This window comes from Streptomyces sp. NPDC058653, assembly GCF_042716895.1.
In the GTDB taxonomy this organism is placed as follows: domain Bacteria; phylum Actinomycetota; class Actinomycetes; order Streptomycetales; family Streptomycetaceae; genus Streptomyces.
This window is the reverse complement of record NZ_JBHXRM010000013.1, coordinates 150,021-167,006: the sequence shown is the minus strand read 5'-3', so window position 1 is coordinate 167,006 and position 16,986 is coordinate 150,021. Positions and strand designations below refer to the sequence as shown.

Annotated in this window: 12 protein-coding genes and 1 tRNA gene; 6 read left to right on the top strand and 7 right to left on the bottom strand. The window is 69.5% G+C overall.

The annotated features are described in order from the left end of the window. Positions 1 to 79 precede the first annotated feature (79 nt). A complete protein-coding gene (locus tag ACFWU9_RS14415) occupies positions 80 to 625 on the bottom strand; it encodes a hypothetical protein (protein WP_384318023.1) in 546 nt (181 codons plus the stop codon). A gap of 188 nt (positions 626 to 813) precedes the next feature. Here ACFWU9_RS14415 and ACFWU9_RS14410 point away from each other — a divergent pair, with 188 nt between their 5' ends. Next, complete coding sequence (locus tag ACFWU9_RS14410; protein WP_384318021.1) at positions 814 to 1,461, top strand: TetR/AcrR family transcriptional regulator; 648 nt, start codon at positions 814 to 816, stop codon at positions 1,459 to 1,461. A 184-nt stretch (positions 1,462 to 1,645) separates the two neighbouring features. On the opposite strand, the gene ACFWU9_RS14405 is transcribed toward ACFWU9_RS14410, so the two are convergent. Continuing rightward, positions 1,646 to 3,211: an alpha/beta hydrolase gene (locus ACFWU9_RS14405; RefSeq protein WP_384318019.1), complete on the bottom strand. Its 1,566-nt coding sequence runs from the start codon at positions 3,209 to 3,211 to the stop codon at positions 1,646 to 1,648. 657 nt (positions 3,212 to 3,868) lie between these two features. On the opposite strand from ACFWU9_RS14405, the gene ACFWU9_RS14400 reads away from it, so the two are divergent. Next, positions 3,869 to 6,064: a SpoIIE family protein phosphatase gene (locus ACFWU9_RS14400; protein WP_384318017.1), complete on the top strand. Its 2,196-nt coding sequence runs from the start codon at positions 3,869 to 3,871 to the stop codon at positions 6,062 to 6,064. A gap of 349 nt (positions 6,065 to 6,413) precedes the next feature. Here the strand turns inward: ACFWU9_RS14400 and ACFWU9_RS14395 are convergent. Continuing rightward, positions 6,414 to 6,487: transfer RNA gene (locus ACFWU9_RS14395), tRNA-Pro, on the bottom strand. A 151-nt stretch (positions 6,488 to 6,638) separates the two neighbouring features. On the opposite strand from ACFWU9_RS14395, the gene ACFWU9_RS14390 reads away from it, so the two are divergent. From ACFWU9_RS14390 to ACFWU9_RS14375, 4 genes are all read left to right on the top strand, one after another. Next, positions 6,639 to 7,343: a transketolase gene (locus tag ACFWU9_RS14390; protein ID WP_384318015.1), complete on the top strand. Its 705-nt coding sequence runs from the start codon at positions 6,639 to 6,641 to the stop codon at positions 7,341 to 7,343. A gap of 25 nt (positions 7,344 to 7,368) precedes the next feature. Next, on the top strand, positions 7,369 to 8,274 hold the full coding sequence (locus ACFWU9_RS14385) for a transketolase family protein (protein WP_384318013.1): 906 nt from the start codon (positions 7,369 to 7,371) through the stop codon (positions 8,272 to 8,274). 338 nt (positions 8,275 to 8,612) lie between these two features. Continuing rightward, entirely contained in the window at positions 8,613 to 12,077 is a 3,465-nt protein-coding gene (locus ACFWU9_RS14380) for a ThuA domain-containing protein (protein ID WP_384318011.1), read from the top strand. Between the two features lie 64 nt (positions 12,078 to 12,141). Continuing rightward, positions 12,142 to 13,080: a sugar phosphate isomerase/epimerase family protein gene (locus ACFWU9_RS14375; RefSeq protein ID WP_384318009.1), complete on the top strand. Its 939-nt coding sequence runs from the start codon at positions 12,142 to 12,144 to the stop codon at positions 13,078 to 13,080. 141 nt (positions 13,081 to 13,221) lie between these two features. Here ACFWU9_RS14375 and ACFWU9_RS14370 read toward each other — a convergent pair whose 3' ends face one another. From ACFWU9_RS14370 to ACFWU9_RS14355, 4 genes are all read right to left on the bottom strand, one after another. Continuing rightward, complete coding sequence (locus ACFWU9_RS14370) at positions 13,222 to 13,758, bottom strand: GNAT family N-acetyltransferase (protein WP_384318007.1); 537 nt, start codon at positions 13,756 to 13,758, stop codon at positions 13,222 to 13,224. Positions 13,759 to 13,989: 231 nt separating this feature from the next. Beyond that, complete coding sequence (locus ACFWU9_RS14365; protein ID WP_384318005.1) at positions 13,990 to 14,859, bottom strand: ABC transporter ATP-binding protein; 870 nt, start codon at positions 14,857 to 14,859, stop codon at positions 13,990 to 13,992. Beyond that, on the bottom strand, positions 14,856 to 15,872 hold the full coding sequence (locus ACFWU9_RS14360; protein WP_384318003.1) for an ABC transporter substrate-binding protein: 1,017 nt from the start codon (positions 15,870 to 15,872) through the stop codon (positions 14,856 to 14,858). The genes ACFWU9_RS14365 and ACFWU9_RS14360 overlap by 4 nt, the downstream gene beginning before the upstream one ends. A gap of 29 nt (positions 15,873 to 15,901) precedes the next feature. Beyond that, complete coding sequence (locus ACFWU9_RS14355; protein WP_384318052.1) at positions 15,902 to 16,750, bottom strand: ABC transporter permease; 849 nt, start codon at positions 16,748 to 16,750, stop codon at positions 15,902 to 15,904. Between the last annotated feature and the right edge of the window lie 236 nt (positions 16,751 to 16,986).

Sequence of the window (16,986 nt, the reverse complement as noted above, 5' to 3'; positions counted from 1 at the left end):
ACCGGATGCCATCCGGTCGCGGCCCCGGCTCCCCGTGTGTGACCGGCATCCACGACGCCCGCGGCCGTACCGACCGCCTTCACGCCGGAGCGGTACGGGTGACCGTCAGGCCATGACGCGCGAGATGCGCGGTGAGGAGCTGGGCGAGTACCCGCGCGGCATCGTCGGAGGCAAGCAGGACCCCGCCTTCGCCCTCCCCGGCGGGAAAGGGGAACCGGCCCGGCGAGCAGACCGCCCGGGTGAAGAAGTCGACCAGGACGTCGGCGCGTTCCCCGTCGGGATGCTCCGGTGCGCTCCGCCCGAGCGCCGACAGGCCCGCCTCGACCATCGCGCGGATGTGCTGCCGCCGTGCGTTTCGCCGCTCGCGCTCCCGGCTGGTGGCGTTCTCCTCCGTTATCGCCACCACGCGGAAGGCCAGCGGCTCACCGTCGGACGCGGCGCCGGAGGGTTCGTTCGCCTCGCGGGCCAGCGTGGCCGCCTCCGTCATCGACCCCGCCCGGACATGGTGGCTCCGCCGTGCGCCCTTCTGCGCGTTCTCGGCCTCGACCCGGTACAGCGACGGGCCTTCCTCGCCGGCCATGTCCTGTGCCGGGAGCTCCTGCTCGTTGCCCTGCGACTGACTCATGCGCCCTCCTTCACGACGTGTCGTTCCTTCCGGCCGCGTCCCGGACCCGGCTCGCGCGCACCCGTGGCATCTCCCACCGGGCGGCCAGTTGGCAGTGTGCGTCACTAGATGTCATTGTGTCACTTAATGGCAGCAGTGAGGAGAATCGGGAGAGGGCGATGGCACAGGCCGGACAGGGGAAGGGCGGGATGAGCGACGTGCGACGTCGCCGACTGCGCCTGGAGATCTCCCGGGAGGCGTCGCGACTGTTCTGGGAACAGGGCGTCGACGCGACCAGCGGGGAACAGATCGCCGAGGCCGTCGGACTGTCGGTACGCACCATCTGGCGGCACTTCCGGAGCAAGGAAGCCTGCGCGGAGCCCATCGTCGCGCGGAGCATGCGAAGGGAGATGGCCATACTGGCGAGCTGGCCCGCCCACCTTTCCCTGGAAGACCACGTCACCGCCGAAACGCGCAGGTACGGCCGCCAGGCCGACCCCGTCGACCTGGCGGACAACGCGCTCGCGATGAAGATGATCCGCCTCGCCGACACCGAACCCGCCCTGCGCACGGCCTGGTTGATGGCCTGCGACCAGATGGAGCGCGAGATGGCCCACCTCATCGCCGCCCGGCTCGGGACAGCCGCCGACGACCTCGACGTACGCCTGCACGCCGCGGCCGCCGCGGCCGCCCTGCGGGTGATCAGCGAGGACATCGGCGCCGCGCTGCTGGCGGGCGCCGACCCAGCGGACTTCTCCGACGCCCCGGCCCGCGTCGCGGGAGCACTGCGCCGCGCCACCGGAGGAGCGATCGGCGACCCGGTCACCCAGGTGCCCCACAGCGGCGGGGACCACTGAGGGAGTGCGCCGCAGGGACACGCCGATGGCCGGCAGCTCGCCGTGAACTGCCGCAGGCAGGATCACTCTCCGGGGGGGGCTGAGGCCACTCACTCGCCGCGACCGGCCGGGATTTCGGACGCACGCGAGGCCGCCCTCCCCTGGCGAAGGGGGGGACGGCCAGGCATGCCGTGGTGCCGGCCCGTCAGATGGTGCACTCCGTGTCGGGGCCCGGGGTGCGCAGGTTGATCAGGTAGTCGGCGACCGCCTTGTTGACGCAAGGGTTGGTACCCGAGGCGGCGATCGTGTGCTGTTCCCCGTTGACCGTCAGCATGCTGCCGCCCAGTGTCCGGGCGAGCCGTACCCCGGCGTCGAAGGGGGTGCTCGGGTCACCGGTGATCGAGATCGTGAGCGTGGCCGGCAGTCCGTCGACCTGCTCGGGGAAGGGGTACGTGGTCTTCGGCTCGGCGGGCCAGGAGGCGCAGGCGTCCTGGGCGCCGGCGCTGCCCCGGCCCGGATCGGCGAACGGCAGCATGTCGTATGCCTTGCTCCGGAAGCGGGCGGCCTGCTCCGTCGTCAGACGTGCCTCGTCCATGCAGTTGATGGCGAAGTTGGCCACGTCGTAGTTGCTGCCGCCGCCGTCGGGCTCACGGCCGGAGAACTGCTGCGCCGCGAGGACGAACCGGTCCGGCTTGCCCGCCTTCAGTTCGGTCAGGCCCTTGGTGATCACCGGCCAGGTCTCCTTGGAGTACAGCCCGACGATGACCCCGCCGATGAGGTCGTTGTACGTGAACTCCTGCCCCTCGCCGTAGGGGACGGGCCTGTCGAGAAGAGGCCGGGCGATCTTGTGGAACTCCTGGGTGGCCTTCTTCGGGTCGTCGCCGAGCGGGCAGCCCTTCTGTGTGGCGCAGTCGGCGGCCATCACCTCGAACGAGCGCTGGAAACCGGCGTACTGGGACAGCCGGCGCTCGCCGCCGAGCTGGGGATCGACGGCGCCGTCGAGCACCAGGGCGCGTACGTTCTCCGGGAACGCCTCGGCGTACAGGGCCCCGATCCGGGTGCCGTAGCTCTGCCCGAGGAAGCTGAGCTTGTCGTCGCCGAGAGCGGCGCGCAGGATGTCCATGTCGCGGACGCTGTCCCGGCTGGAGACGGCGGCGAGGTTCTCCGGCCCACCGGAGGCCTTGGCGCACTTGTCCGTCAGCGCCTGGCTGTCCTGCTCGGTGTATTCGCCCGCGGCGAGCACAAATTCGGTCTGGGTGTCACCGGCGAGGTACTCCTTGTCGGTGAAGCAGCTGATCGCCGGCTTGGTGGCCCCTACCCCGCGGGGGTCAAAGCCCACGAGGTCGAAGTGTTCGGTCAGCGGGCTCTTGGCCAGGGCCTTGGCCGTCAGCGCGGCGAAGGACAGACCGGGCCCGCCCGGTCCGCCGGGGTTCAGGACGAGCGATCCCTTCGCCTTGCCGCGTGCCGGGACCCGCAGGAGCGCCACCTCGCCGGTCGGGCCGTGTGGTTGGCCGTAGTCCAGCGGCACCTTAAGCCGGGCGCACTCGAGGCCCGGGGCGGTGAAGATCTCCTCGTCGGCCTTGGTGGTCGCGTAGTCGGCGCAAGCGCCGAAGGAGAGTTTCTGACCGTAGAAGCCGTCCAGGCCGGCGGAGGGCGATCCCGAATCCGGGCTGGGAGAGGCAGCGGGTTCGGTGTCGTTCGCACCGCAGGCCGTCACGGTCAGCAACGCCATCGCGAGCACGAGGCCTCGCGCTTTGGTGGATGGGGACATAGGGGGTTCTCCTTAGGAAAAGGGGCCGGACGGCAGGGATCAGCGGGGCGGGTACGGCTGCGGGCGCTGGTGAGAGCGGTCCGGCTGCGCGTGGACTGCGGATGCCCCGTCATCGCTAGGCCAATCCTTGGCCTAGTTAATTAGGCAGAAGTGACGGACATGCATCGGCAAGGACGACGGAGACCGGCCGGTCGGCCGACACGGCGCCGAGGCGGGACAAGGGAACGCCGGGCAGAGAGGCCAAAAAGGCATCGGACGGCAGGAGTTCGGCCCATGGGAGGTGTGTCCGCGCCGCCCCCGCTCCGCAGCGGTGGGGTCGGACTCGGCGACGCAGGCCGGCGACCTGCATGTAGGCGACGACCTCGGTCGCCATGCGCACGCGTAACAACCGCATCCACTGCGGACAGCCGCGCGCGGGGCGCGGGAGCGCGAACGCGGGAGCGAGATGGGGCACGACCGGACCTTCGGGGTGACGCCGAAGCCGTGCTCAGAACGCCGGGATCCCGGCCGGGCCACCGCCCGCCGGGCAGTGAAGCCGCTGTTCAGACGCCCCCTCCGAAGCGCGGCACACTCCGATGCGCACATCGCGGGTCACCTGTCGGGCCGCACCGTGTCACCCAGTAGGGCAAAATTAGGCATTGGGGTGCAATTTTACTCGTGGAGCGGGTGAGGCAGGTGGACGCGTACGGGAATGAGAGCGACCACCAGGCGGAGGACGCGGCCACGCGGCTCGACCGGTTGCTGGTCCACGTGGCCCACGCCGCAAACGCTCACATCGGGGTCATTTATCTCCTGGTCCCGGAACGGCACGTGCTTCAGATGAACGCGGAGATCGGGGCTCCCACCAGGCTCGCCGCATCCTGGGCCAGGGTCGCGATGGCCGCATCCGCTCCGCTGACCGAGGCGGTCCGGTCCCAGAGCCCGGTGTGGCTCTCCGACCAGCAGGAAATGGCACGCCGCTTCCCCCGGCTCGCCCTCGCCTTTCCGTACTCCGTTGCCATCCGCATCGTCCCACTGGTGGCCGACGGAGAGTGCTTCGGTGCTCTGATGCTCATGTGGCCCGGCAGCCGCCCCGGGGGACTGCTCGCCGCCGAGCGGGCGGAGATCGATAAGACCGCCGACCGGATGACCGAGGTATTGGACAATGCCGCCACCGAGGGCCGACCGGTGCGTCCGAGGGACGAGCCACTCGTCATAGAACCTTCCCGGCCACCGGTCGATCATCCGGCCGCCACCCTCGTGGAGCGCTTCACCGAGGGCTTCATCGCGCTGGACCCGGACGGCCGGATGATCTTCCTCACCGATCGGGCAGCCCAGCAGCTCGGCCGCGACCGCGCCGGACTGCTGGGCGCCGAACTCTGGGACGCACTGCCCTGGCTGGACGACCCCGCGTACGAGAACGCCTTCGTCGCCGCGGTCTTCAGCCGTCAGCCCACCCGCTTCTCCGCGCGCCGGCCGGATGGCGCTGGGCTCTCCTTCCACCTCTACCCGGACGCCTCCGGCATCAGCGTGCGTGTCGAATCAGCGGAAGCCCTCGACAGCGAGCAGCGACCAGTCGCCACTTCCCTTGCCAGAGCGCCCGCACGCGCCGGATCCCTCCTGCAGGTCCTGCACCTGACGTCCGCGCTCACCGAGGCCGCAGGCGTCCATGAGGTGACCGAATCACTCATGGGGCAGGTGCAGCCGGCCCTCGATGCCGACGCACTGGCCCTTCTGGTCGACGACGAAGGGCGACAGCGTGTGGTGGGTGCACGCGGTTTCCCCTCTCCGATGACCGAGCACTTCAACAACCTGCCGACGGCGACGCCCACCGAAGGCACGCGGACCATGGAGACCGGTCTGCCGCGCTTCCACTCCTCCAACGCCGAGTTGCTCCGCACCTATCCCCTGCACCGGCCCTACGGAGAAATGGCCGCATTCGCCTACCTGCCGCTCACGGTCTCGGGCAACACCTTCGGCTACCTCCTCCTCGGCTACAGCAGACCACGGACATTTCCCCCGGACGAACGCGCCGAACTCACCTCGCTGGCCGGTGTGATCGCGCAGGCACTGGAGCGCGCCCGGCTCTACGACGCCAACGCGCAGGTGGCACGGGGCCTCCAGGACGGGCTGCTTCCACGCCATCTGTCCCGGGTGCCCGGCCTTGAGGTCGCGGCCCGCTACCGCCCGGCCACACACGCTCTGGACGTGGGGGGCGATTTCTACGACCTGATCGACTTCGGCGACCGCAAGGCGGCCGTGGTGATCGGCGACGTCCAGGGGCACAGTGTCCAGGCCGCGGCGCTGATGGGCCAGATCCGCACCGCCGTGCACAGCCACGCCAGTACGGGAGCGCCGCCCGAGGAGGTCCTCGCCCGCACCAACCAGCTCCTCCTGGAGCTCGACAGCGACTTGTTCTGCAGTTGCCTGTACGCCTACATCGATGTCGGCGCCCATCGCGTACTGCTGGCCTCGGCAGGCCACCCGCCGCCGATCCTCCGGCAGCCCTCGCACCGTACCGAAGTTCTCGACCTGCCCCCCGGCCTGCTCCTGGGCGTGGAGGAGACACCCGATTTCCAGTCCGTCGAGATACCCCTGCCGCCCGGCGCCCTGCTGGCCCTCTACACCGACGGCCTCGTGGAACAGCCGGGCGTCGATCTGGGGCTGGCCACCGACCTCCTGGCCGGCCAGCTGGCCGCCGGGGGCAACGAACCCGTCGACCTACTCGCCGACGCGATCATCGAACGCGCACACAGGACAACGGCCGCCCAGCAAGTCAGTGACGACATCGCCCTGCTGCTCGTGGCCTGCGACACGGTGAACGGCACGCACCGAATGCCCGGCCATGCCGAGAAAAGCGGACCCGGGCACTGAACGCCGGGGGAAGGCTTCCGACGAGGCTCGGAACGGACGAACCAGGCCGAGTTTCCCGGAGCTTGACGTTCAATGTCAGTCCGCTGCTCTTCCGTCATTCAGCGTTCGGGGGCTGCGTGTCATCGTCGGCCAGTTTCATGGCGACCACCGTTGTGAAGTAATTGAGCACCTCGAACGGCGGCGGGCAGTACTGGTCACCGGCGTCCTGAACGGCGGTGCGTCCGCGGTTCTTCGCGCCGGGCGGGCGTCCGGGTCCGGGCTACCCTGGTCCCCACCCGGTCCCCAAAAAAGACCAAGGGCCGACTCTCGGATTTCTCCGAGACCGGCCCTGATCTGCGACTCTCACGAGTCGGGACGACAGGATTTGAACCTGCGACCCCTTGACCCCCAGTCAAGTGCGCTACCAAGCTGCGCCACGTCCCGATGCCCGCCTGACCTGGGGTTTCCCCTGGCCGAACGCGCATGAGAACAATACCGCACTCCGACCGCTGGTCACGAACCGCTTTTGTTCCGTTCCGTGACGCCCGGCCCGTCGCTTGACCTCAACTTAAGTTGACGTTGCACGGTGGTCCGCATGACGACTTCAACGACAACGGCGGCGACCTACGGCTACCAGGACCTCGACCGACTGCTGGCCCTCATGACCGGCGACGAGAAGCACGGCACCGCCGCGACCTCCACCCTCGACGCGATCTGGGTCCTCTACGACCGGGTGCTGAACGTCTCGCCCGCGACCGCCGACGACCCGGCACGCGACCGCTTCCTGCTGTCTAAGGGCCACGGTCCGATGGCGTACTACGCCGTCCTCGCCGCCAAGGGCTTCTTCCCCGAGTCGCTGCTCGCCGGCTTCGGCTCGTACGACTCCCCCCTCGGACACCACCCCGACCGCACGCTCGTCCCGGGCGCCGAGATCAGCAGCGGGTCGCTCGGCCATGGGCTGCCGCTCGCGGTCGGCAGCGCGCTCGGGCTGCGCGCGCAGGGGCTCACCGGCTCCAAGGTCTGGGTGCTCGTCGGCGACGCCGAGCTGGACGAGGGCAGCAACCACGAGGCCATCGCCTACGCCGGCCCCACCGGTCTCGAACAGCTCCACACCCTCGTGATCGACAACTCGTCCGCCACGCACGGCTGGCCCGGCGGGATCGCCTCCCGGTTCACGGCCGCCGGCTGGTCGGCCGTGACCGTCGACGGCCGGGACCACGACGCGCTGTACGAGGCGTTCACCGCGCCCCATCCCGGCCGGGCCCGGGCGGTCGTCGCCCGCGTCGAGTCCTCGTCTTGACCCACTGGCTACTCGGAGGTTTCTGATGGACACCATGCGTGAGCGCTTCGCCTCGACCGCTTCCCGGCTGCTGGACGAGGACCCTCGGCTCGCTGTCGTCCTCGCCGTGATCGGCCGCGACGGCTTCCGCGAGGCGGAACGCCGGCACCCGGACCGGGTGATCGACGTGGGGATCCGCGAACAGCTCCTGGTCGGCACCGGGGGCGGGCTCGCCCTCAGCGGGATGCGGCCGATCGTCCACACGTTCGCGAGCTTCCTGGTGGAGCGCCCCTTCGAGCAGGTGAAGCTGGACTTCGGGCACCAGGGCGTGGGCGGCGTGCTGGTCAGCGCCGGGGCGTCGTACGACTCGCCGTCGGCGGGCTTCACCCATATGTCGCCGGGCGACGTGGCACTCCTCGACACCCTCGACGGCTGGACCGTGCATGTGCCGGGCCATCCCGACGAGGCCGAGGCGCTGCTGCGGCTGGCGGCCGAGGGCGACGACCGGGTGTACGTACGGCTGTCGTCGCAGACCAACGAACGGCCGCTGCCGGTCACCGGGTCCGGCTTCCTGACCGTACGCGAGGGGAGGCGCGGCACGGTGGTCGCCGTCGGGCCGATGCTGGACAACGTCCTGGCCGCGACGGAGGGGCTCGACACGACAGTGCTGTACGCGGCGACGGTCCGCCCCTTCGACGGGGAGTCGCTGCGCCGGGCGGCCGGGGAGACGGGGAGCGCCGAGGTGGTGATCGTGGAGCCGTATCTCGCCGGAACGTCGACGGCGCCGGCGACCGAGGCCCTGGTCGACGTGCCTCACCGGGTGCTGGCGCTGGGCGTGGGACGGCGCGAACTGCGCAAGTACGGTGAGATGTCGGACCACTTGGCGGCGCACGGACTCGACGTCAGGTCCCTGAGGGAGAGGATCTCGGGCTTCCTGAAGGGGCGTGCGTAGTCCGTCAGGGGGGTTTCGCAGGCAGTCCGAGCCCGGGACGCCGTAACGGATCGAGGGCGCGGGACGCGGTGACGGCGGGTTTCGGACCTGCGGCCGCGCTCCGCCCCGGCCGCTCTCACCGCCACATACCCCTCACCGCACCACAAAGCGATCAACCGGACGAGAGCCCTCCGGTATACCCAACTCCTATACCACAGTGGGCGCTTCCGACCCATTGACCCCCCGGAACCAGGGAACTTACGCTGTGCGGCGTACTTAAGAAAGCGCTTTCTTCCCATTCGTAGCCGCCACCTGCACCGGGAGCGCCCGTGAGTAGCCGTCCACCAGACCCGTCCCCCATGCGCACCGGCCGATCCAGAAGGGCCCTGACGCCCTTCACCGTCGTCCTGGCACTGCTCGCTCTCGTGCTCGGGCTCGGGGTCGCCTCGCCGCCGCCTGCGGAGGCGGCGCCGTACCGTGTCCTGGTCTTCTCCAAGGTGACCAACTTCGAGCACGATTCCATCCAGGCCGGGATCGACGGAATCAAGAAGCTCGGCCAGGAGAACGGCTTCGAGGTCGAGGCGTCCGACGACGCCGGTATCTTCACCGACGCCAACCTCGGACGGTTCCGGGCGATCGTGTTCAACAACACCAACTCCACGCCGGAGTCCGGCGATCTGCTGGACGCGCCGCAGCGCGCGGCCCTCCAGAAGTTCGTCCGCGCGGGCGGCGGCTGGGTGGGGCTCCACGCCGCGTCCGCGAGCGAGCGCGACTGGGACTGGTACGAGGGGCTGACCGGGGCCATCTTCGACAAGCACCCCGCCATCCAGACCGGCCGGGTCAAGGTGCTGGACCAGGCGCACCCCTCCACCAAGGGACTTCCGGAGCTCTGGGAGCGTACGGAGGAGTGGTACAACTGGCGCACCAACCCGACGGGCAAGGTGCACACGCTCGCGCAGATCAAGGTGAACGACGGCATCACCGGGCTCGACGAGGGCGTCGACCACCCGTGGTCCTGGTGCCAGAACTACGACGGCGGGCGTTCCTGGTTCACCGCCGGCGGTCACGACGCGTCCTCCTTCAAGGAGGAGAACTTCCTCAAGCACCTTCTCGGCGGCATCGAGTGGGCGGCCGGCGACAAGCCCGGCGACTGCTCCGCCACCAAGACCGGATCGTTCAAGCGTACGCAGCTGGCCACCGACCTCTCCGACCCCTACGAGCTGGCCGTGACCCCCGACCGCCGGGTGATCTACATCCAGCGCACCGGAAAGCTCCAGGTCCTCGACCAGTCGACGTCGCAGACCACCACGGCGCTCGACTTCGAGTACAGCATGAAGATGACGGAGCAGTCCGACGGGCTCATCGGGCTGACGCTCGACCCGGACTTCGCGGAGAACAACTGGCTCTATCTCCTCCACTCGGACAAGGAGAAGAAGCAGGTCAACCTGTCGCGTTACACGCTGACGGGGAACACCGTCGACCCGGCGTCGGAGAAGCTCCTGCTGGAGATCCCGACCGACCGCGACGAGCAGCGGGCCAACGTGCACATGGCGGGCTCCCTCGCCTTCGACAAGGACGGCGACCTGTACATCGCGACCGGTGACAACACCGACCCGTTCGCCTCCGACAACTTCACGCCGATCGACGAGCGTCCGGGCCGGCACGTCTTCGACGCGCAGCGCAGCGCCGCCAACACCAACGACCTGCGCGGCAAGGTCCTGCGGATCACCCCCGAGGACGACGGCACGTACACCGTCCCCGAGGGGAACCTCTTCGCACCGGGCACGGAGAAGACCCGTCCCGAGGTCTACGCGATGGGGCTGCGCAACGCCTTCCGTATCACCACCGACCCCAAGGACGGCGCGCTGCTGGTCGGCGACTACGGTCCCGACTCGCGTGCGGCGGACCCGAACCGCGGCCCCGAGGGCACGGTCGAGTTCAACCGGATCCCGAAGGCGGCGAACCTCGGCTGGCCGTACTGCATCGGCGGCAACACCCCGTTCAACGACTACGACTTCGCGACCAAGGTCTCGGGGCCGAAGTTCGACTGCGCCAAGCCGGTCAACGAGTCGCCGAACAACACGGGGCTGCGCGAGCTGCCGCCGGCCACGGCGGCGACGGTCTGGTACCAGTACTCGGGCTCGACCCAGTACCCCGAGGTCGGCGGAGGCGGCGCCCCGATGGGCGGTCCCGTCTACGACTACGACCCCGACAACCCCTCGCCCACGAAGTTCCCCGAGTACTTCGACGCGAAGTGGTTCAACTACGAGCTGGGCCAGAACTGGTTCAAGACGTTCTCGATCCAGCAGAAGGACCAGTCGTTCACCGACCCGCGCTTCCCCGACGCCAAGGCGGGGGACATCCAGTCGATCAACAAGATCTTCACCGACATGAAGTTCAACCAGCTCTTCGAGGCCCAGTTCGGACCCGACGGTTCGCTGTACGTGATCGACTTCGGCGTCGGCTCCGGCGCCGGCCGCACCGGGGTGGTCAACCCGGGCACCGCCATCTACCGCATCGACTACGTCGGTGACGGCCAGTTGCCCACCGCCACGTTCAGCGTCACCTCGGACACCGGGCCCGGGCCGCGGAGTGTGAAGTTCTCCAGCGCCGGTTCCGGACTGCCGGGGGGCAAGCCCGTCACCTACGCCTGGGACTTCGACGGGGACGGCACCGTCGACTCCACCAAGGCCAACCCCACCCACATCTACACCGACAAGGGTGTCTTCACCGCACGGCTGACGGTCACCGGTCCCGACAAGCTCTCGGCGCAGGCGGTCCGGGAGATCGTCGTGGGCAACACACGGCCCGCGCTGACCATCCAGAAGGCCCCGGACGGCGGCATGTTCAGCCTCGGTGACACGGTCCCCTTCACGGTGAAGGTCACCGACCCCGAGGACGGCAAGGGCGCCGAGATCGACTGCGCGCGCGTCACCGTCGAGGGGCGGCTCGGTCACGGGACGACGCTGCACCCCGTCCAGTCCAAGCAGGGCTGCGCGGGTGAGTTCACCGTCCCGACGACCGACGAGCACGCGAACCAGGACCTCTTCTTCCGTATCACCGCCAGCTACAAGGACGACGGCGCCGAGGACGCTCCCGCCCTGACGGGAACGGCCACCTCGAATCTGAAGGCCTCCTACCGCGAGGGCGAGTTCTTCAGTGAGACCGGCGGCGCGGGCGGCGGCGTCACCATCGGCGCCCGCGCCGAGGCGTCCGGCGGCAGGCGCGTCATCGAGGTCGAGCACGGCGACTGGGTCGCGTTCGACCCGGTGAACCTCACGGGTGTCCAGTCCGTGACGGTCGGCGCGTCCTCGGGCGGTACGGGCGGGACCATCGAGTTCCGCAACGGTTCGCCCACCGGCCCGCTGATGGGCTCGGTCACCGTCCCGAACACCGGTGACTGGACCAACTTCATCTCACCGACCACCCACCTCAGGCCGGTCGGCGGCACGGTGAAGATGTACGCGGTCTTCAGCAACCCGGAGTGGACGCCGGCCGGCCAGGACGTGCTCTCTCTCGACTGGCTGCGCTTCAACGGCCGCGGGGTCGAGAAGAGGACCGGTACCGGCGTCACGGTCAGCGCGTCCAAGGCGGAGGGCGACGCACCGCTCGCGGTCGAGCTCGCCAGCACGGTGAAGCTCGCCGAGGGCCGGACCGTCGCCTCGTACGCCTGGAACTTCGGCGACAACACCAAGCCCACCGGTGCGCAGGGGGCGAGCGCGACCCACACCTACGCCCGGCCCGGCGCGTACACCGCGCATCTGACGGTGACGGACGACAAGGGCGACACGACGACCGGCGCTGTCGAGATCAACGCGAGTTGACTCCGGCGGTGACTCCGGAGCAACACGAGCCGCATTCGAGCGAGTTGAGAGAGGTCACGTGAGCGTGAACGGCACACGAAGAGCGTTCCTGGGTACGGCGGCCGCGGGCCTGGCCGCGGTGGGACTGGCGGCGACGTCGACGACCGCCCACGCGTCGGAGTCCGGCCGGGGCCACGGCGGGCACCACGGGCACGGACACGGACACGGACACGGCCATGGGCACGGGCACGGGCACGGCCGGTGCAACCGCAAGATCCCGCGCTCGGGCATCGGTATGCACCTCTACACGATGCGCTCCATCCTCGAGACGGACTTCGAGGGGACGCTGGGGCAGCTGGCGGACATCGGTTACGCGACGGTCGGCGTCAGCGGGCGGTTCGGCCGCAACGCCACCCAGATCCGCCAGGTGCTGGACGACGTCGGTCTCAAGGCGGTGCTGGAGCACGTCGGTTACGGCATCGTGGCCGGCACCGGACTCCAGCAGGCCATCGCGGACGTCCACACTCTGGGCGGCGAGTGGGTCGTCGTACCGAGCCTGCCGACCGAGATGCACACCCCCGCGGGCTACCGCGAGGCGGCGGCGGCGATGAACAGGGCGGGCCGTGCGGCCCGGGAGTCGGGTCTCGGCCCGGTCCTCTTCCACAACCACGACGCCGACCACAAGGTCGTGGACGGCGAGGTCCTGTACGACATCCTGCTGCGCGAGACCGACCCCGAGTACGTCGGCTTCGAGCTGGACGTCTACTGGGCCGCGAAGGGCGGGGCGGATCCGCGCCGGCTCTTCGTGGAGGAGGGCCCGCGCTTCCCGGCACTGCACGTCAAGGACATGGCTCCGAACGGCGACTTCGCGGACGTCGGCTCGGGCGTCCTCGACTTCGCCGAGATGTTCGAGACGGCGCACCGGGGCGGCGTACGGCAGTGGCTCGTGGAGCACGACTCGCCGAAGGACCCGATTGCCACGGCCCGTAACAGCTACCGGCACCTGTCCAGGCTGCGGTACTGAGAGCGGGGCCGGGCCACGGCTCCTGACCGGCACTGACCGCACCCCCCGACGGGCCTCACGGCCGGTCGGGGGGTGCGGTGCTCGACGGGGAGCGGCTTCGCACGAAGAGGTCCGTACTCGGGCCTGTCGGGGCGGGCGGGGTCAGCGGGGCGCCGCGTAGCTGTGGACCTGGACCGTACGGTCGGGCCCCCACCGCTGCTCACCCGTCGCCAGGAGCGTCCATCCCTGCCGCTCGTACAGCGCCGCCGCCGAACGGTCCGACGTCACGACGTCCAGCACCGGATGCAGCCCGAGCCCCCGCGAGGCGCGGAGCGTCTCGGCCAGGAGAAGCGCGCCGATTCCATGGCCCCGGGCCTTCGGCGAGACGTACAGCCGGCTCACCACCGCGCTCCTCTCCGGGCCCGTGCCGTGACGGCCGGCCCAGAGGCCGGGCGCGGTGTCGCCCGGGCGGGCCGCGGAGAGACAGACGTGCCCGACGAGCGTGCCGTCGAGCAGGGCGACCCAGGCGCCCAGTGAGTCCGGGGAGTCCGCCGAGTCCGGTGGCGCCAGCCATTCGGCCGGGTCCCGGGGCCAGTCCACCGGGTAGCCGTCGCTCGCGTGGACATCGGCGAGTACGCGGACGCAGGCGTCGAGGTCGGCGGCCTCACGCTTCCTGACGGTAATACGTTCATCCTTCACCGATGCAGCCAATCACGGCGCCGGCTCGCGGAGCACGCCGTTATCGGGGCCGCGAGCAGGTCGGGGCCGCGCGGGACGACACGGTGCGAGACCGTGCGAGACCGTGGGAGTCGGTGCGAGACAGTGCGAGGCGGTGCGACACCGTGCGGCAGAGGACATACGGACGGGCGGGGGCCGGCACGTCGACAGGTCGTGCCCTCCCCCGCCCGGTTCATGGGACGGACCGCGTGGTCAGTCCTCGGCCGACGCCGCTCCCAGCAGTTCCCGGATGTGCGTCGTCGCCTCGCGGAACTCCGGCCGGGCCAGCGTCTCCACGTAGTCCCGCTCCGCAGGCAGACCCACGTCGATGACCTCCGTGATGGTGCCCGGCCGCGGGCTCATCACCACGACCCGGTTGGCCAGATAGACGGCCTCCGAGATGGAGTGGGTGACCAGCAGGACGGTGGTGCCGGTCTCCCGCCAGATGCGGTTGAGCTCCATGTTCATCTGCTCGCGGGTCAGCGCGTCGAGCGCGCCGAACGGCTCGTCCATCAGCAGGACCGGCGGCTGGTGCAGCAGCGCCCGGCACAGGGCCACCCGCTGCTGCATCCCGCCCGACAGCTCGTGCGGATAGGCGTCCTCGAAGCCTCCGAGGCCGGTCATCCGGATGAGTTCGTCCGCGCGCGCCCGCGCCACGACGTTCGGCATCCGGCGCATCTCCGCCTGGAGCAGGATGTTGCGCCGGGCGGTACGCCACTCCAGGAGGGCGGCCCGCTGGAAGACGTAACCGATGTCGGGCCGTGGCCCGTCGACCTGCTCACCGTGGAGCCGTACGTCACCGGCGGACGCCTTCAGCAGGCCGGCGACCAGCTTGAGCAGTGTCGACTTGCCGCACCCCGAGGGGCCGACGATCGCCACGAACTCGCCCATCGGCACATCGAGCGACACCTCCCGCAGGGCCGTGACGTCGCGGTCCTTCGTACGGAACCGGACGGCCACGTCGCTCAGCGAGACCGCCGCCGTGCCGTCGGCACCCGCGCGGTCCTTCGTTCCGTCGTCCTTGCTCAGACTGGTCCTGCTCACGCCACGCTCCCGGAGAGTCGCTTCCCTGGGCATCGTCATCCCTTCAGTGCCGAGCTGTCCCAGTAATCCGACGGAGCCTTCGGGTTCTTCACCAGACCGGCCTCGGCGAAGACGTCGATGGTCTCCTGCCAGTCGGCCTCGGTGTTGAACCCGGGAGCCTTGCCCTGGGTGGACTCGGTGTGCAGCAGCGTCATCGTCGTCGCGAACTGCTCGGTCAGCACCGCCTTCGGCGGCAGTTGCTCGGACGCACCCTCCATCGCGGCGACGGCGGGCTCCGGCGCCTTCTCGGCGGCGGCCCACGCCTCGCTGACCGCGGCGGTCATGCGCTTGGTGAGGTCGGCGTCCGAGCTGAGGATCTTCTGGCCGGCGATCAGACCGTTGGAGTAGAAGTTGAGCCCGTTCTCCGAGAAGCGGAGGTACTCGACGTCCTTCTTGGCCTTGTCCGCCATGGTCGGGCCCTGGTCGCTCGCGTAACCGAGCAGCGCGTCCGTCTTGCCCGAGATCACCGCGGCGATCTTGCCCGCCGGGTCGGTGTTCTGGATCTTGACGTCCGACAGCTTGAGGTTGTTCTTCTCCAGGAAGATCGGGAACGTCTTGGTGAGCGCGTCACCGGCCGTGCCCGCGACCGTCTTGCCCTTGATGTCGGCGGGCGTCTTGATGTCCTGGTCGCTGAAGAACTGCACGGACGACGGTGTCGTCTGGAGCATCACACCGAGGCTCTTGACGTTGACGCCCTGGTCGACGCCGCTGAGCACGGCGGGGGTGTCGGCCCAGCCGAAGTCGGTCTGCCCGGCGGCGGTGGCCTGGACGGTCTTCTGGGAGCCCTGGCCCGCCCTGATCTCCAGGTCGATGCCGTGCTTCTCGAAGATCTTCTCCTCGACGCCGTAGTAGAACGGCGCGTGTTCGCCGTACGGGTACCAGTTCAGCGTCAGCGTCACCTTGTCGAGCTTCTTGCCCGAGTCGCTGGTGCTGGTGTCGTCGCCGTCCTCGCCGCAGGCGGTGGCGACCAGAAGAAGCGGCACGAGGCCGATCAGGAGTCTGCGGGAGCGCATGGCTGGCCCTTCTCGGAGGAGAGGTCTCATCAGAACGAGGTGGTGACGTTGGCGTCCCGGCGGCTGGCGTGCCAGGGCAGGAGCAGCTTCTCGGCGATCTCGACCAGGACGAAGAGGACGACGCCGATCAGTGACATGACAAGCAGCCCCGCGAAGAGCATCGGGGTGTCCAGGTTTCCGTTGGCCTGGAGGATCACATAGCCCAGACCCTCGTTGGCACCGACGAACTCACCCACGACCGCGCCGGTGACCGCGAGCGTCACGGCGACCTTGAGGCCCGAGAACAGATGCGGCAGCGAGGCCGGGAACCGGATCTTGACAAAGGTCTGCCACGGCTTCGCCCCCATCGTCGCGGAGAGTTGGAGCATCTCGGGGTCGACCGCCTTGAGGCCGGTGACCATGGAGATCACGACCGGGAAGAAGGCGATGAGGACCGCGATGAGGACCTTCGGGGTGATCCCGAAGCCGAGCCACACGACGAAGAGCGGTGCGATGGCGATCTTCGGTACGACCTGGGCGAAGAGCAGGATCGGGTAGAGCGTCTTCTCGACGGTCGACGAGTACACCATCACGACCGCGGCCAGGACTCCGACGACGACCGCGATGGCGAAGCCGAGCAGGGTCTCGTAGGTGGTCACCCACGTGTGTTCCCAGATGTAACTCGTCTGGCCCGTCAGCACGTCCAGGGTCGCTCCGGGCGAGGGGACGAGATACGGCTCGACCAACTCGGCCGCGGCGACGGCCCACCAGGCGACGAAGCACGCGAGCAGCAGCGCGACGGGCCGCCAGCTGGTCTCGACGGCCTTTCCGAACCTCTCCCCCGCTCCTGGCCTGTTCCGTGTGGCGACTCCCGCTATCTCTTTGGTCGGTCCCGGCATGACACTCTGGCTCACAGTGAACTCCTCGGGAATCAGGAGCGGTTACTAAGCGCTGTCCGATCCTCAGCTGTACCGGTTGCCGTACTGCCGTACCGGAAGAAGCGCTTTCAGAAAGCGCTTTCTGGTAAGGTGATCGCCACGCTAATGACTGCTTGTCCGAACGGTCAATAGGTCGTCCGGAAGTTTCCCGGGCCCGCCGAGGGACCGCCCGAGGGGGCCGACGTGAGTGAACGGGA

Excerpts from the sequence above, each read along its gene's own strand:
- ACFWU9_RS14355 (WP_384318052.1), bottom strand. The coding sequence starts at position 16,750 with ATGCCGGGACCGACCAAAGAGATAGCGGGAGTCGCCACACGGAACAGG.
- ACFWU9_RS14360 (WP_384318003.1), bottom strand. The coding sequence starts at position 15,872 with ATGCGCTCCCGCAGACTCCTGATCGGCCTCGTGCCGCTTCTTCTGGTC.
- ACFWU9_RS14405 (WP_384318019.1), bottom strand. The coding sequence starts at position 3,211 with ATGTCCCCATCCACCAAAGCGCGAGGCCTCGTGCTCGCGATGGCGTTG.
- ACFWU9_RS14415 (WP_384318023.1), bottom strand. The coding sequence starts at position 625 with ATGAGTCAGTCGCAGGGCAACGAGCAGGAGCTCCCGGCACAGGACATG.
- ACFWU9_RS14380 (WP_384318011.1), top strand. The coding sequence starts at position 8,613 with ATGCGCACCGGCCGATCCAGAAGGGCCCTGACGCCCTTCACCGTCGTC.
- ACFWU9_RS14410 (WP_384318021.1), top strand. The coding sequence starts at position 814 with ATGAGCGACGTGCGACGTCGCCGACTGCGCCTGGAGATCTCCCGGGAG.
- ACFWU9_RS14365 (WP_384318005.1), bottom strand. The coding sequence starts at position 14,859 with ATGACGATGCCCAGGGAAGCGACTCTCCGGGAGCGTGGCGTGAGCAGG.
- ACFWU9_RS14385 (WP_384318013.1), top strand. The coding sequence starts at position 7,369 with ATGGACACCATGCGTGAGCGCTTCGCCTCGACCGCTTCCCGGCTGCTG.
- ACFWU9_RS14390 (WP_384318015.1), top strand. The coding sequence starts at position 6,639 with ATGACGACTTCAACGACAACGGCGGCGACCTACGGCTACCAGGACCTC.